The organism is Candidatus Clavichlamydia salmonicola (genome assembly GCF_015356765.1).
Lineage (GTDB): Bacteria > Chlamydiota > Chlamydiia > Chlamydiales > Chlamydiaceae > Clavichlamydia > Clavichlamydia salmonicola.
Genome location: NZ_WTCQ01000004.1, coordinates 113,582 through 129,136, shown reverse-complemented (window position 1 = coordinate 129,136; position 15,555 = coordinate 113,582). Strand labels below are relative to the sequence as shown.

General features: G+C 30.1%; 9 protein-coding genes. 2 read left to right on the top strand and 7 right to left on the bottom strand.

What is annotated here, in order from left to right:
* Positions 1-102 precede the first annotated feature (102 nt).
* A complete protein-coding gene (locus CLAVI_RS04670) occupies positions 103-336 on the top strand; it encodes an acyl carrier protein (protein WP_194844434.1) in 234 nt (77 codons plus the stop codon).
* Between the two features lie 59 nt (positions 337-395).
* Here CLAVI_RS04670 and CLAVI_RS04665 read toward each other — a convergent pair whose 3' ends face one another.
* The 6 genes from CLAVI_RS04665 to CLAVI_RS04640 form a co-directional block, all read right to left on the bottom strand.
* On the bottom strand, positions 396-833 hold the full coding sequence (locus tag CLAVI_RS04665; protein WP_194844433.1) for a cyclic nucleotide-binding domain-containing protein: 438 nt from the start codon (positions 831-833) through the stop codon (positions 396-398).
* A gap of 13 nt (positions 834-846) precedes the next feature.
* Entirely contained in the window at positions 847-3,549 is a 2,703-nt protein-coding gene (locus tag CLAVI_RS04660; RefSeq protein WP_194844432.1) for a hypothetical protein, read from the bottom strand.
* A 99-nt stretch (positions 3,550-3,648) separates the two neighbouring features.
* Entirely contained in the window at positions 3,649-4,332 is a 684-nt protein-coding gene (locus tag CLAVI_RS04655) for a hypothetical protein (RefSeq protein ID WP_194844431.1), read from the bottom strand.
* A gap of 64 nt (positions 4,333-4,396) precedes the next feature.
* Complete coding sequence (locus CLAVI_RS04650) at positions 4,397-5,173, bottom strand: hypothetical protein (RefSeq protein ID WP_194844430.1); 777 nt, start codon at positions 5,171-5,173, stop codon at positions 4,397-4,399.
* 77 nt (positions 5,174-5,250) lie between these two features.
* Entirely contained in the window at positions 5,251-6,093 is an 843-nt protein-coding gene (locus CLAVI_RS04645; RefSeq protein ID WP_194844429.1) for a hypothetical protein, read from the bottom strand.
* A gap of 217 nt (positions 6,094-6,310) precedes the next feature.
* Entirely contained in the window at positions 6,311-6,925 is a 615-nt protein-coding gene (locus CLAVI_RS04640; protein WP_194844428.1) for a hypothetical protein, read from the bottom strand.
* A gap of 387 nt (positions 6,926-7,312) precedes the next feature.
* On the opposite strand from CLAVI_RS04640, the gene CLAVI_RS04635 reads away from it, so the two are divergent.
* Positions 7,313-10,117 (top strand): protein kinase domain-containing protein, encoded by a 2,805-nt coding sequence (locus tag CLAVI_RS04635; RefSeq protein ID WP_194844427.1) that lies wholly within the window; start codon positions 7,313-7,315, stop codon positions 10,115-10,117.
* 10 nt (positions 10,118-10,127) lie between these two features.
* On the opposite strand, the gene uvrA is transcribed toward CLAVI_RS04635, so the two are convergent.
* The gene (gene uvrA / locus CLAVI_RS04630; RefSeq protein WP_194844426.1) at positions 10,128-15,455 is read right to left on the bottom strand and encodes an excinuclease ABC subunit UvrA; all 5,328 of its coding nucleotides are present in this window, start codon (positions 15,453-15,455) and stop codon (positions 10,128-10,130) included.
* Between the last annotated feature and the right edge of the window lie 100 nt (positions 15,456-15,555).

The window sequence follows — 15,555 nt, the reverse complement described above, 5'->3', positions numbered from 1 at the left end:
TTGCAAAGGGGCTTTGCAAAAAAAGGTTTCAGAAAATATAATCTCATGAACTCCTTTTGTCATAAAATGGAGTTTTTGATAAGGAAGTTAGAGGATAAATTTATGTCTTTAGAAAAAGAAGTTATTGATGTCATTGTAGAACAATTAGGTGTTGATGCTAATGAAGTAGTCGCTGAAAAATCTTTCATAGAAGATTTGAATGCTGATAGTCTTGACTTAACAGAAATGGTCATGACTTTTGAAGAAAGATTTGGAATTGAAATTTCTGAAGATCAAGCTGCCTCTTTAAGAACAGTGGGTGATGCCATCAATTTCATTGAAAATATGAAAAAATAAATATATTGGTTCATTTAAGGAAAAATAGCTTTTTATGATAGTTTACTTTTAATAAAAAGTTATTTTTCTATTCTTCTAGTTCTAAAACTGCAATTATCAGCATAACATTCTATGATTGATATAGCAACAGATGGACATTCAAAAATTATATTGAATAATTGGTTTTTTTGCAGAGACAAAATTGTAACAGCGCTATTGCATACTGCGCTATAGGTTCGTACTTTATCATTAAAAATTGTCTCTTCTCCAAAAAAATCACTACAGCTTAAGCTAGTAATGATTTGATCATTAGCATCAATAATATTTACAATTCCTTTAGCAATAATATACAAAGATGATCCTTGATTTTCTTTAGAAAAAATAATATCACCAGCTTTTAATTCAGAATGTTCCATTTTATCAGCTATAGCTAATAATAAATCTAAATCTAAAGAAGAAAAAATTTGAATGGTTTTCAGTAAAAAAGCTTTTTCTATAATAGAATGATAATTATTCATGACTCCTCCTTGGCTAATTATTGAGATTAAGATCGTTCATTATTTTTTTTGAAACAATTTGATTTTGTATAAAAGAAGATTTGGACATTGTATTAAGTAGTTCAATTAATGAAAAAGGTGAGCCACCATTGATAAGGTAAGCAGCTTGCAAGCTTTTGATGTGTATTTTTCTTTCTAGTAATGGCGCCAATAGCTTTAATATAACTTTACTCGATCCCTTTTCTAATGATTCTTGAGCTTGAGCTTTGATCTTTTTTTGCTTACTTTTTAATGATGAAGAAAGAGCTTCAAAATCTGAAAAAGAAGCAGAGATGCAGATTAATTGAACAATAAAATCTACTACAGAATCATAGGCACTCTTTAGTGTATTAAGGAGTAATTCTAAGTCATGCTCTGAGTATTGTTCTTGTATGTAAGATTCATGATATATGTAAAAATAAGCTTTATTTATTTCATTTTTGAGTACTTGATCTAAATATTTTTTTAAAAATTCATGGTCCATTTTATGAAGAATAAGAGCGGCAATTAAGCGAGCACGATCATGGATACAACTATCTTGAAGAATATTTAATAAAGTATTAAAGATGGAAGGGCCTAATTTTAAAGCAATACGCTCTACTAAATTTCGTTCAGAAAATCGAAATAAAACTGCTGTAATAATTAATTGATGAATAGATTGATCATTAATAATTTTTTCTAAAGCTTGTAAAGCAAAAGATCTTGATTCTCGACCAATCATTTTTGGTAATGCTTTTATAATAAACTCTGATTGATCATGAGCATGAATTGAAGAAGGTTTTACAAGAGAAAACAAAGATTTTGCTGCGATTGTTTGAATAGAGGTTAATGGATGTGTAAGAAAAGGGAGAATGTAGTCAATATTGTCTTCATTTGCCTCAATACCTAAAATATAGATGGCAGTATAAATTTCATGATTATTATCTGAATTTAACATCTCTTTAAGATTTTTTAATGCTATATGATAATATGGATTATTTTCTTTTTGTTTTTTTATAGTTAAAATAGCTGCAGCTTTAAGTTCAGTATAGGAGCTGTGTAAGTCTTCAATAACTAATTCTGAATTTAATAAATCATGTCTTGAAAAATAAAGATGAATAGCACTTTTAATAGCTGGATGAGGGAACATTTTTAACCAACGATTTAATAGTTCTAAAACTAGAGGATCTTTAGACCAGGGACTATCTGATAAAAGTTGGAAAATCTTTAATTTTTTGGATGCGCTGAATTTTTTAATATGATTTAACAATTTAGGTAAAATAGAGTGAGATCCAATTTTTAATAGATATTCAAAGGCAATTAATTGTTCTTCTTCTGTGCCATTTTTTAAAAAAGTAAGCAAAAACATTTCTGCTTTATATTTTTCTTTTTTAGATAATTGTTTTAAGTGTTCTTCACCTTTGCGATGAAAAGCAATATGTTCAGCTGATAAATTTGCAAAAATTGCAGATGAGTAATGCTTTCTAATAATAAAGACGATGATTACGGCTAAAAAAGAAATAGCAAGACTTAAAACTTTTTGACGAAAAGGAAAGATAAAGCACAGTATTGAGCAAAAAAACATGCCTAAGGGCTCTACAAATGATTCAATAATAATACGAATTTGGTTACGAATGCGATTAGGGACCCCAGAAATCAATAACTGAAGATTATTGTCATCTAAAGTATAGGTAAGTCCTTCTCTTGCAACCATTCCTAAAATTGTAAAAACAAAAGCTGTTTTCCCTAGCCATAAAGAAAAAAGAGCAAAAAAAGCAATAGGTGCTATTAAAATGATGTTATTTATGCCAATTTTTTTAACAAAACGGCCATAAATAAAAAAAGCAAAAATCATGTTTCCACATGAAATAAATATACTAGCTTTACCTATAAAAGCAGAGATAGCATGTTCTTTTGCATCAATAAAAAAGTCTACAATACTTTGAGAATAAATATAATCAGTGCTAATAGCTAATAATTGCATTAAAAAATAAAATACAATTAAAAAAAGAGTAAATTTTGATTTAAAAATTGTTTCAAAAATTGTTTTTGCAGAAGGTTTATTTTCATTATCGCCTATTAAATGTAATTCAGCAGATATAGATTTCAGTTGAGCGATAATAAAAAAAATTAATGGATAAGAAATTAAGATACATCCACTAAAAATAATACCAAGACCAATAAGTCCAATTTTATTAATACAAAAAGAAATTAAGCCACCAGCCAGAGCATCGCCTAAAAAAATAACTGCATTAAGCATGCAGAAGCATCTTTTTCCATCTTGTAAATCAAAATATTGATCTGCAAAAGTCCAAAAAGTAGCAAAAGATAAAATAGTAAGGCCCCAGCCCATTATTTTATAAAAAATCCAAAATAATCGAAGGTTTTCTGGAGGAGTAAATACAAGTAAAAGAACAAGAAAAAGGTTAAAAGCAAGAGTTGCAGATAAAGGCGCTAAAAAAAGGCATTGAGACGACCATTTTTTTTTTGAATTTAAAATTTTTAAAACAAAAAAAGAGCAAAAACATACAAAAATAGAAGAAAATAAATACGCTTGAGGTAGTAAGGGAGTACCAACGTATTCAATGAACATACCTTCAGAAAGCGTAAGAGTGCCATAACTACCAGTACCCCAAAGAAGACAAAGTAAAAGAAATAACCCTGATTTTTTTTCTTCTCCTGGATAAAGATTAAACAGGAGGCGAAAAGCTCTTAACATTTTTTCATACCAACCTTCTTTGTAAAAAAAAATATGTGAAGCAATACTACAATGATATTCTTATTATTTACAATATAAGATAATTTTTTTACCTAAAGATTATTCAAAAGAATGGTGTAATGTATATATAGGAAAGTTTAAATCTAAAGCTTGTTGTTCTTCTGTGCATGCTGACAATACTTCTTGTATTTCAGGGGGATAAATATATGTAAGGGGTATGGATGCTTGTTTTTGTGATTTTATTAAAAGATGTTTTTTACAATTAACGCTAATAATATAGGCAAATAACATTGAAGTTATCATGACAACACTGGCTATAATAGATAAACAACTTAATGCATTATGCCCAAGAATTAAAAATGCTTGATTATTAGCAATAAAACTAGTGAGAGAAGGTGCTCGTCCAAAAAAACAGACTAATAAGGTAATAAGAACAACTAAGGCAACGAGAGAAACTACTGAGAAAAAGGTTATAATTATATTACGTAAAAGGTTATGTCTACGATTATTCTTACAAAAAACATAAGCATGAGGTAAAGGCGCATTAAGATTTGAATTAGTAATTTTTTGTTTGATGTCAGAAATTTCATCTTTTAACATTTCTAACTGTATTGTAGAGATGGAATTATTAGTTAATTGTGTTATTTGGTTTTGTAATACAGAAAGTTTGGATTGTACTTCATAGATATTTTTATTTGATAAATTATTATTACATAAATGAGCTGGTAAAAATGACGAGGATTCTAAGTAATCTCTTGAAGGATATTTTATCATTCCATTCATAAGCAAAAGGTATTAAAAAAAATTATAATAAAATTTTATTAAAAAACAATAAAATAATATGAAGCTATTTCTTTTTAAATACTTCTAATGCAGTAGTGATTGATTGAGAGATTTTTTTTAATACAGTTGGTGATGATGTAGATGATGGAAATGAGGAAGGGGTAGTTTGTTTTTTCCAAGCTAAGCCAGTGATAGCAGCTAAAATCATTGAAGTGCTCATGGTTACACCAGCAATAATAGATAAGGTGGTTAATGTATTAGCTCCAAGCATAGCAGTTAAACCACAATTACCTAATAAATTAGATAAAGATGATAATTGGCCAAAAAGACAAAGTAAAAAAATAATAAGAGCTGTTAAAGCGATTAAGGAGATAAGTAAAAAAAAAGCAATAAGAAGCTTACGACAAAGATTACGATGAGAATAACTACTGTGAGTGGGTTCAAAAAGATTTAAATTACGATGAACAACCATCTCTTGTTGGTACTTTCTTAAGTCTTCTATATCCATTTGAATGTCCAATACTTTTCGTTGGATTATGTGATTTTGGTACTTCATTTGATCTTGAATATCAGTTATATGTAAGTATGAGTTGTCTAATGCAGAAGATGTAGCAATCATCATTAAATTATGCTCCTGCTGATTTTCGCCTAATCGTGCAGCTAAACTGCATATTTGTGATGAGATGGTAAAAGCTAGTGTGTTGATTCTATTTTCTAAAAACAAAATTTGTTGCATGACATTAATGCCATCATTTGATAGAGGAGGTAATAATTCATTAAGCATAGGTACCTCTACAGAAGAAATACAAGATGTAGGGCTGCTCAGGGATTCGTTGGGCATAGAAAAATCCTATTGGTAGTAACAAAAATGCCCTAAAATGATTACGTATAATCTAAATTTAGGGCAAGTAGTTATTTTTACTTTTTTGTAGAGGGAGAAATTTGAATTTCTGCTTTTGTCGCTTCTATAGTTGTAGGGCGTTTTTTACACCCAACAGCGACAAGTCCAGCAGCAAGCATAGAAGTTATAGAAATAACGCCAGCTCCAATAGCCATGGTTGTCATGGCATTAGCTCCAAAAGCTGTGGAACCTTCCCATCCCATTATAGCTGATTCTGCAGAAGGCATATGCCCTAAAATGCAAAGAATAAAAATAATAAGAGCTGCTAGAGCTACTAAGGCAATAATTACAAAAAAAGAGATAGATATCCCTCTACATACATTAAAGCAGCAATTTTTTTTCCCAGTAGTCGCATTTGTTGAAGCAATTTTAGCTTTAGCGGCAACTTCTCTAAAACCAGGGTTAGAAGGATCATTAGCTTGAACGTCATCAGTAAGTTGTCTAACCGTTGTTTGTAGGAGAGTTACTTTTTGATTGATTATGTCAACTTGAGTCATTAATTCTTTTTCATTACGTTTAACGATTTCTTCATCTTTGATTTTTAACATAGAAATTTCATCGGTTATTTGATTTTGACCAAGTTGTAAATTACTCACTCCAACCTTTAAGTTAGCTAGATCATTTTGAGCAACGATAAACTCTCCACGTTGGTTTTGAAGAGTAGTTTGTAGGATAGGAACACTTGAATTCAATGATCCTACAGCTGTTCCTAATTGATTTAGGTGTGCTTGGCATGCATCTAATTGGCTTGCTACAGTATTGTGATATGCATTAGAAACAGTTTGAACAGTGCTTGGAGGTGATGTTAATATTGCAGGAGAAGCTCCTTGAGTGGAAAAATTGAAAGGACTAGGATTCATACTGACGACCTTGTTTTTAAGTAAATAAAGAGTATTTAGTGAAGTAGGCTAACAGCAGGGTCTAAAAAACACAAACATAAAATTATAATTTACTAGTGAAGAGGACGATTTTGCTTCTTAAAAGGAATTAGAAGATTCATTTATTTATTTGTTAAATATTTAATAAATAAATGGATGGAAAAAAAAAGATTTGTTACTTAGGAAGAGTTTTATAATTTTATGGATAAATGGTATTTGTATTAGATAATGTTGGGGTAGCAGTTTCAATTTTTTTTTCTGTTATAGTAGTGGAAATTTCTTTATGAAGAAATCCATAAACACTCAAGCAAACAAAGGCAATTAAAGAAATGATACTTACTGCAGCACAACTACTGGCTGCCCAAACTAAATTAACAGAGCCAAAAAATATGGAAACATTACTAAGCACGCCAGTTAAACCAAGTATGGTCATGACAGTGGCAAATAAAGAAATAATGAATATGGCTAAGAATAAAGATGCCATAATATTGACAGGTGAACAGTGAATAGATTCTTTTTGAATAAGAGCGAGAGGAGGCTTTGATGCTGTATTTTTAACTAATTGTATAGTTTCTTTATTTTCAGCAATTGCTTTATCCATATTATTTAAAATAAGCTCAATATTATTATGATTGTCTTTAGTATTTTTACTAATTTCATTACAAAAATTTTGTAAAATGAGCTGCATGTATTGAATACTTTGCTGAATGGTATCTCCAGAAGTTATTTGTAGGGAAGATGGTACTTCATTTGGTAAAGATGTTAGATTCCAAGAATTAGACAAAGAGGGAAATTGGCTTGTAAAAATAGACATAGTATTGTTGGAATATTTTTTTTAAAATTAATTATAATATTTAAAAGTAAATAAAGCTATAAGATTTTAAATCAAAAAAATCTAATGATAATTGTTTTCAATAATTTGTAATCAAATAGTCGATGTAAAAAACATAAGAAAGAAGGATTTTATTAAAAAATATTATGATCTAGATTTACTTAATACATATTAATTTATTTTTTAAAATTTTCCTTGGAAAGGAAGGTGGCGAGTTTTTTAGTATTTTTAATTTTGTAAAGAAGGATAAGTAGGGAATATTATTGCGTTAAAATAGCCTTATGTTTATCTATTGCGATCGATGAATTATTGAGATTTACTGTGTATTAATAATAAATATCTGTTAGTAATTATTACCAATCATAAAAAATGAAAAAATTAGGCATATATCGATATATTGATCAGATTGGTAAAGGTGGAATGGGAGAGGTGTTTTTAGTCTATGATCCCATTTGTGATAGAAAGGTAGCTTTAAAAAAAATTCGCGAAGATCTTAAAAAACATGATATTTTAAAAAAGCGATTTTTAAGAGAAGCATCTATAGCAGCGCGTCTTATGCATCCAGGCATTATTTCTGTTTATTCAATACATCAATCTGAAGAAGATCTTTATTATACGATGCCATACATCGAAGGTATGTCATTACACGCTTTACTTAAAGCTGCTTTAACTGAAGTAAATGATAAAAAAATAAAAGAACAAACAAGCGTTGCTGCATTATTACCTATTTTTAGTCATATTTGCCAATCAGTTGCATACGCTCATTCTAAAAAAATTTTACATCGAGACTTAAAGCCGGAAAATATTTTAATAGGAAAATATGGAGAAGTCATTTTATCAGATTGGGGAGCTGCATTTTCTTTTGAAGATCTTCCAGAGGAAGATCCTGAATTTGAGTATTATCATAGTAGTAGAACTTTTTTAACATCCCCAGGAAAACCAGTAGGGACCCCTAGTTATATGTCTCCTGAACGTTTGTGTGGAGAGCCTGCTACAGTTTCAGGAGATATTTATGCTTTAGGTGTGATGTTATATCAATTATTAACATTATCTTTTCCATTTGGAAGAAAAAAGAAAATTGCCACAAAATCTACAAAAATAGTTCCAACTATTTTTCCTCCTGAAGAGGTTGCTCCATATCGGGATATTCCACCATTATTATCTAAAATAGTGCTTAAATGTTTACACCCATCTTCACAAGAAAGATATTTGAGTGTTAATGATTTATTAAAGGATCTTAGTAATCATATGGAGGGACATTCTCAATGGGTAGAAAGAATGTCTTTAAATTTAGCAGATAAAAAACAATGGAAAATTAGAGAAAACATTTTACTTTCTCAGCATTTGGCTTTAAATGGAGGAGATACTGATACAGCAGATTGGTTTGGAATGTTAATTGCATCACCAATGTTTGCTCATAATTTACGTATTACAGCACATGTAAGGTTAAAACCTCTTTCTAAAGGAATTGGATTTTTACTAACAATACCAGATCAAGAAAAAGGCTATCATGTTTCTTCTGGCTATTGCTTATGGTTAATTCCAGATATAGAAAATTTAGGTAGTTGTATTCGTTTATTTAAAGATGGAATAGAAGTAGTAGGAAGTAGTTCGGAACATTTTTCTCCTAATATTTTTCACCACGTTTGCTTAGAAAGAACAGGGCATAAAATCACATTTTCAGTAAATCATCAAATTCTTTTAACATATGTTGGACATCTACCTCTTACAGGTTCTGGAGTAGGTGTTTTATTACAAAATGCTGATTTTGAAGATAATATTATAAAAATTGAAGAAGGTAGCCAAAATCTTCAAGTGGGATGTTTAGCAGTTCCAGATGCTTTGCTTCTTCATGGTAATTATCATATGGCTCGTGCTGAGTACAGGCAAATAGCTTCTTCATTTCCTGGGCAGGCAGCTGGCAGAGAAGCACTTTTTCGTTCAGGGATTACATTTTTTGAAGAAGGGAATGCTGCAAAAAAAGGAAAAAAAAAATTGTATGCTGCAGCGTTAGAAGAATTTTCTTTATTACATTTTACTCCAGGAGCACCTTTAGAGTATCTTGGAAAATCATTAGTTTATGAAAAAGAAGGTAATACAGCAGAAGAGTTAAAATGTCTTGAATTAGTTTTAAGAAGGTATGCTAAACATCCCCTTATTGATACAATTAAAGAGCATATTATTTATCGTATTTATCAATCATCTGGGAAAGATAGAAAAACATTTTATCATTTAATTCTTTTGTTATTACGATTTTTACCTGAAGAATGTTGTAAAGAAGGGATTAGTTATTTATTAAAAAAGATGACTGGATCTTGGCATTCTTTTTCATTTATTCAAAATCATTATCAATATGGTGATGAGGCTAACAAAATGCGAAATCATCGCATTTTAATGGCATCATTAGCATTTCGTACTGGTAATCAAATGGTTTTAATGGATTTTCTAAATTTACCTAATTTATGTAAGGATGAGTCTTTCATTGCAGATATTGCTTTTATGTTGTTAGAAACAGGTTTAGTAAAAAAGTCCCTTTCAATAAGAAATAAATTAAGTATGTTTGTTATTAATAATCATGAAGATCCTTGTCAAATTTTAATAAATAAGAAATTAGGGGATAAGTTACCATCATCATGTTACCAGTTAAAAAAAATTAATTTATTTGAAGCTATACGTTCAGTAGAACTAATTGGTCAATTAGCAATAGTAAAAGGAAATACAGATATAGCTATAGAGGCAGGGCAGTTTATTCTGGACAGTAATCCTTTAGAAGATTTCAACCAAAAAATAAGAGGTGATGCATTAATTATTGCTGCATTGCTCTATGATTATAAAGGTGCTGAAGCAGCTGAAAAGCTTTATTTTTATGATATAGAATTGTTAAACAATGAAACATCTGTATTATTTTCTTTGATGGGATGCTTATTAATTCTGATGGAAGATGTAGAAAGCGCTCATATTCATTTTTCAGGAATAAGTGATGGACTATTTCCAGAGACTCATAATTTGTTAGCAGCAGAAATATTATATAATATAAGTTCTAAATCTTCTAAAAAGTTATTTAAAAGAGAAGAGCAAGAACTATATCGTTGGTTATTTCTTTATTATCATTGTCAGGGGGATCTTAAAAAAGAACGCTTTTTTCAATTAAAGGTTCTTCGTAATTATTTTTAATATTTTTTTATTAAAAGAAAGCACGAGACAATGAATCAGAAGATCCTTTAATTTTTTCAGGAGAGCCAGTAAATAGAAGATAACCACCATTCTCACCAGCTTCAGGACCAAGCTCAATAATATGATCAGCAAATTTCATTAGATCAACATGATGTTCTATATACACAATGGTGTGACCTTCAGCAATAATTGTATTAAAAACATTTAATAATTTATTAATGTCTTCAGGATGAAGGCCCATTGTAGGCTCATCTAAGAGATATAGAATCTTTTTTCCTTTTCTTTTGATTAATTCTTTAGCTAATTTAAGGCGATGAGCTTCGCCACAAGATAATGTGTCAATTGCTTGCTCTAAAGGCAGATAATGAAGGTTAAGAGATAATAAAATTTCTCCTATGGAAGTAACTTCAGATATAAAAGAAAATAACTGCACTATTTCATAAATAGTCATTTTAATAATATCTCCAAAGCTTTTACCTTTATATAGGACAGAAAGGCTTAAGGGATTTAAACGTTGACCATTGCATTCTTGGCATTCACTTTTAAAATCAGGTAAAAAGGTCATCTCATTAAGAATAAAACCTCTGCCTTCACAAGCAGAACACATTCCGCCTTTATGGTTACGGCTAAAGAAAGACGATGTTAAACCTTTAGTTTTTGCTTCAGGCAGACATTCATAAAAGTTTCTTAAGTAGGTTGTAAGAGTAGAATAACTGCCTACATCAGAACGCCCATTTTTATGAATTAAGTGAGGATTTACATATAAAACGTGAGTAAAGACGCTTCTTTTTTTGATAATTTCTTTTTCTATAAATGGTTTAATGACTTTAGTCATTAAAGTAGATTTTCCTGATCCAGAAATACCCATAATACAAGTTGTTGCTTCGAATGGAATGGAGATATTAAAATTTTTTAAAAAGCCTTGATTGATTTTTTTTATGGAAAAGCTATTTTTTAAATTAATCTCTCGAAAAGGTTTTTTTTGTAGGGTTTTTTTTTCTGATAGATAAAGACCAGTTAAAGATTTTGGATTTTGTTTAATTTCTTTGATAGATCCTTCCGCAATCAAAAAGCCGCCTTCTTTTTTTCCTGACCCAGGACCAAAATCCAGAATTTTATCAGCATGTTTTAATATCATTGGATCATGATCAATAAGAACAATGGTATTGCCTAATTTTTTTAATTTTTTAAATGTGCTAATTAATTTACTGATATCAGCTGGATGTAATCCAGAAGAAGGTTCTTCTATAATATAGATAATGCCACGTAAATGAGTGCCGAGTTGCTTTGCAAGCTGGATTCGTTGACGTTCACCATTACTTAATGTTGATGAGCTACGTCCTAGGTTAAGATGTTCCAAGCCAATATCTATTAAGAGAGTCATTTTTTCAATAATTCGGTTAATAACTTCCTGTACTGTTTTAGGTTTATCTTCCTTTTTTGCTATTTTTTTTAAAAATGAAAGAGCTTGATGCATTGGCATATTACATAAATCTGGAAGGGAAAGACCATCAAGAAAAACATTACGAGCTAAAGGTATGATCCGGCTTCCTAAGCATTCATGACAAATAGTTTCTTCGTAAATAATTCCTGGATGATGCTGAAGATGATCTTGAGAATATGCTATATACAAATCTTCTATTCCAGGAATAGGAGATAATGCTTTTTTTTCTTTATTAGATGAAGAAATTCCTTTTAAAAAAGGATTTAAAACTTTTTTAGAAAGAGAATTTATTGATTGAGTTTCTTTAATATTTAAAGTTGCCATCAAAATTTTACATGCTTGTAGGTCTTTTTTTTCTGTAAAAATGGAAGTAAGTAAAGATTTTATAGATGAAGAAGATATATCAGGATCATTAACATTTAAAGTTGGCCTATGTAGCTTTCCTTTTCCGCGACAGCAAGGACACATGCCATCTACCATATTAAAAGAAAAGATGCTAGAGGTTATAGGAGGAGATTCTACACCTGAAATTTCAGTGCAAAAACCTTGCGTAAACAAAGATTTAGTGTTGTTTGTTTGAATAAGTACGCTATTGTTAGCTATAAAAAAACTTTGGCTGATAGCTTCTCTAATGCGTCCTTGAAATTTCTGAGATACAGTTAATTTATCTATTAACAAAGAAAAATTCAAAGATTTTTTATATTTTGAAGAAATTTCATCTATTTCTAATAATTCTTCATCAATTTTAATTCGTAAAAATCCTAATTTTTGAATGCTTAAAATAAAATCATTGAAAGATTCATAATTATTAGGAAAAACAGGAGCTAGAATAAGAAGAGTATCGCTTTGGTTTTTTTCAATAATTTTTAAACTTAAGCTTTCAGGCGAGATGTAAATAATTTTTTCCCCATTAATAGGAGAATAAGCAATACCTAAATGGACGTAAAGAATGCGCAAATAATCATAAATTTCGCTTAATGTTCCTACAGTACTACTGGTTTGAACAGAAGTAGCTTGTTGTTCAACCGCAATAGTAGGTGATAGACCAAGAGCTTCTTTTAAAAGAGGTTTTTCAGGTTTATGAAGTAAGTTTCTTAAATAAGTGGAAAAAGACGTTGCATATCGACGTTGTCCTTCTGCAAATAACGAGTCAAAAGCAAAAGAGCTTTTCCCAGCACCAGAAGGGCCAGTACAAACAGTAATAGCTTCCCGAGGCAAAGATACAGTTATATTTTTAAGGTTATTTTGAGATAGATCTTTTAGCGTGATAGTATGATCAAGGGCTTTATACTGTTCTGTATTTTTCTGTAAAAGAAAAGAAGATTTTTTAAAGCATTTTTTTAAGACATGGCCAGTAGGGCTGTCGATTAATGCAATTTCTTCTGGAGTACCATAACCAGAAATATATCCACCTTCATCTGCTCCTTCAGGTCCTAGATCTATAATTAAGTCTGCTGTACGCATAACTTCTGGATTATGCTCAATCACAGTAATAGTATTACCTCGATTACTTAAGTCTAATAATACTTTTAATAAGGCGTTCACATCATGCATATGCAAACCTGTAGTTGGCTCATCTAAAATGTAAAAAGTATCACCTTTACTAGGTTTTAAAAGTTCTTTGGCTAATTTGATTCTTTGAGCTTCCCCACCAGATAATGTTGTAGCAGATTGACCTAATTTGAGATAATCTAGACCTATTTTAGAGAGTGCTTCTAATTTTTTATGAATTAGACTGTTAGTTTTAAAAAATTCTAAAGCTTCAGAAACAGTCATTTCTAAAACATCATGAATATTTTTTCTTTTGTAAAAGACAGCAAGTGTTTTAGAGTCAAATCGCTTCCCATTACATGCAGAGCAAGTGAGCCAAGAATCTTCTAAAAAGTCCATATTAATGCGAATCATTCCCATCCCAAGACATTCATGACAGCTACCATCTCTTACATTGAAACTAAAGCGACTAGAACTAAACCCAGCAGAAATACTCTGAGGTAATTGTCCAAATAATTGTCTAATATGATCAAACACGCCAATATAGGTAGCTGGGTTTGATCTTGGTGTTTTTCCTATAGATGTTTGATCGATGGCTATTACTTTTTTTATTGAAGAAGAGATCAATAATTTTTGACATTTACCAGCTGGATAATCTGTTCGAGATAATTTATTAGAGAGTAAAGGATAAAGAACTTCATTAATTAACGATGATTTTCCTGATCCTGAAACACCTGTAACTACAATAAATAATCCTTCAGGAAAGAAAAGGCTAATGTTTTTTAAATTATGATGAGAAACTCCTTTAAGATGAATGCCTTTTCCATTAGATACCTTATGAGGGCGATTTTTAGAAAAGGATATTTCCCTTCTTAAGTAATTAGCAGTAATAGTGTTGCTAGATTTTATAAATGTGTTTAAGGGGCCATTGTAGAGGATATGACCACCTAAGGTGCCTGCACCAGGTCCAAAATCTACAATAGTATCAGCAGCAGCTATAGTTTCTTCATCATGTTCTACAACAATAATTGTATTTCCATGAGATTGTAATAATTTTAAAGCATAGAGTAATTTTTGATTATCCCTAGGATGTAAGCCTATAGATGGCTCATCTAAAATATAAGTAACGCCAGTTAATTTTGACCCTAGATGAGCTGCAAGTTTTACTCTTTGAGCTTCTCCCCCAGAAAGAGATGGCATTGGACGATTTAAAGAAAGATATCCAAGACCAAGATAATCAAGAAAATTTAATCTTTGTAAAATAGCGTCAAAGACTTCTTCCAGCCCTTTTTTTATCTTTGTGGTATGTTGAATTTCTAAAAATAAATGATATGTATTTGAAATAGTTCTTTTACAAATATCATGAATTGTATGGCCTGCAAGAAGTGCCTCAGAAGGCAAGGGTTTTAATTTAGAGCCTAAACATGAAGAGCAAATTTTACGATGAATTAATGAAGTATCTAATTTTTCTTCTATATTTGTAATGCGATGAAATTTAGGGAAATGGCTATTTTTTTTTGAAAGATCCTCTTGTTTTAAGGTAGATAAAAAAGGTTCATATCCTAGTCCTCTGCATGTCATGCACATCCCAACAGGATGATTGAAAGAAAAGTCTTGAGGAGTGAAGACTGGAACCGCATTAGCATTTTGAGTAAATAGAGAAAACCGATGATTTATTTCTGTGTCAGTATCATAAATAATGATTTGGTCTTCCCCAATTTTTAAGGCAGAAAAAAAGCTTTCTGTAAATCGAGTAGGGTTATTTTTTATAATTTTTAAACGATCAATAAGAACATCAATAGATGTTAATGAATCATATTCTGCATCTAAAGCATCTTCAGTATCTTGTATAAGTCCATTGATACGTATTTTATAAAAACCTTTTTTTAGTAAGTTTTGTAAGATTTTTTTTATGCTAATTGTTTTTACTAAAAGCAGAGGGGAAAAAATAATAATTTTTTTTTGATCAAAAAATAATAATATTTTATTTAATAAACTTTCTTTATTCTCTTTTTTAATTGGATTTTTTGTAATAGGATCTATAGGAATAGCTATCTTTGCGAATAATAAGCGTAAATAATCATAAATTTCAGTAACTGTTCCTACTGTAGAACGAGGATTTTTAAAAGAGGAGCTTTGTTCTACAGCAATAGTAGGGGATAATCCTAAAATATTATCAGCATCAGGTTTTTTAATATTTTTAAAATATTGCTGTAAAAAAACAGATAAAGATTCTCCATATCGTCGTTGTCCCTCAGCAAAAATAGTGTGAAAAGCTAAAGATGATTTACCAGAGCCTGATACGCCAGTAAAAACAATAAATTCACCTATCTTTAAACATAACGAAACATCTTTCAAGTTATGCACAGAAACATTTTTTAAAATGATACACTGAGAATTCATATCAACACATTTTTTTTTCTAGTATAATTTTTCGAAAGAAAAAAATCTGTAAAAATAAAATAGATATAAAATAAACAAATAGTTTTTATTTGTGATAAAA

Coding starts and splice junctions, on each gene's coding strand:
- CLAVI_RS04670 (WP_194844434.1), top strand. CDS start 103: ATGTCTTTAGAAAAAGAAGTTATTGATGTCATTGTAGAACAATTAGGT.
- CLAVI_RS04665 (WP_194844433.1), bottom strand. CDS start 833: ATGAATAATTATCATTCTATTATAGAAAAAGCTTTTTTACTGAAAACC.
- CLAVI_RS04660 (WP_194844432.1), bottom strand. CDS start 3,549: ATGTTAAGAGCTTTTCGCCTCCTGTTTAATCTTTATCCAGGAGAAGAA.
- CLAVI_RS04655 (WP_194844431.1), bottom strand. CDS start 4,332: ATGAATGGAATGATAAAATATCCTTCAAGAGATTACTTAGAATCCTCG.
- CLAVI_RS04650 (WP_194844430.1), bottom strand. CDS start 5,173: ATGCCCAACGAATCCCTGAGCAGCCCTACATCTTGTATTTCTTCTGTA.
- CLAVI_RS04645 (WP_194844429.1), bottom strand. CDS start 6,093: ATGAATCCTAGTCCTTTCAATTTTTCCACTCAAGGAGCTTCTCCTGCA.
- CLAVI_RS04640 (WP_194844428.1), bottom strand. CDS start 6,925: ATGTCTATTTTTACAAGCCAATTTCCCTCTTTGTCTAATTCTTGGAAT.
- CLAVI_RS04635 (WP_194844427.1), top strand. CDS start 7,313: ATGAAAAAATTAGGCATATATCGATATATTGATCAGATTGGTAAAGGT.
- uvrA (WP_194844426.1), bottom strand. CDS start 15,455: ATGAATTCTCAGTGTATCATTTTAAAAAATGTTTCTGTGCATAACTTG.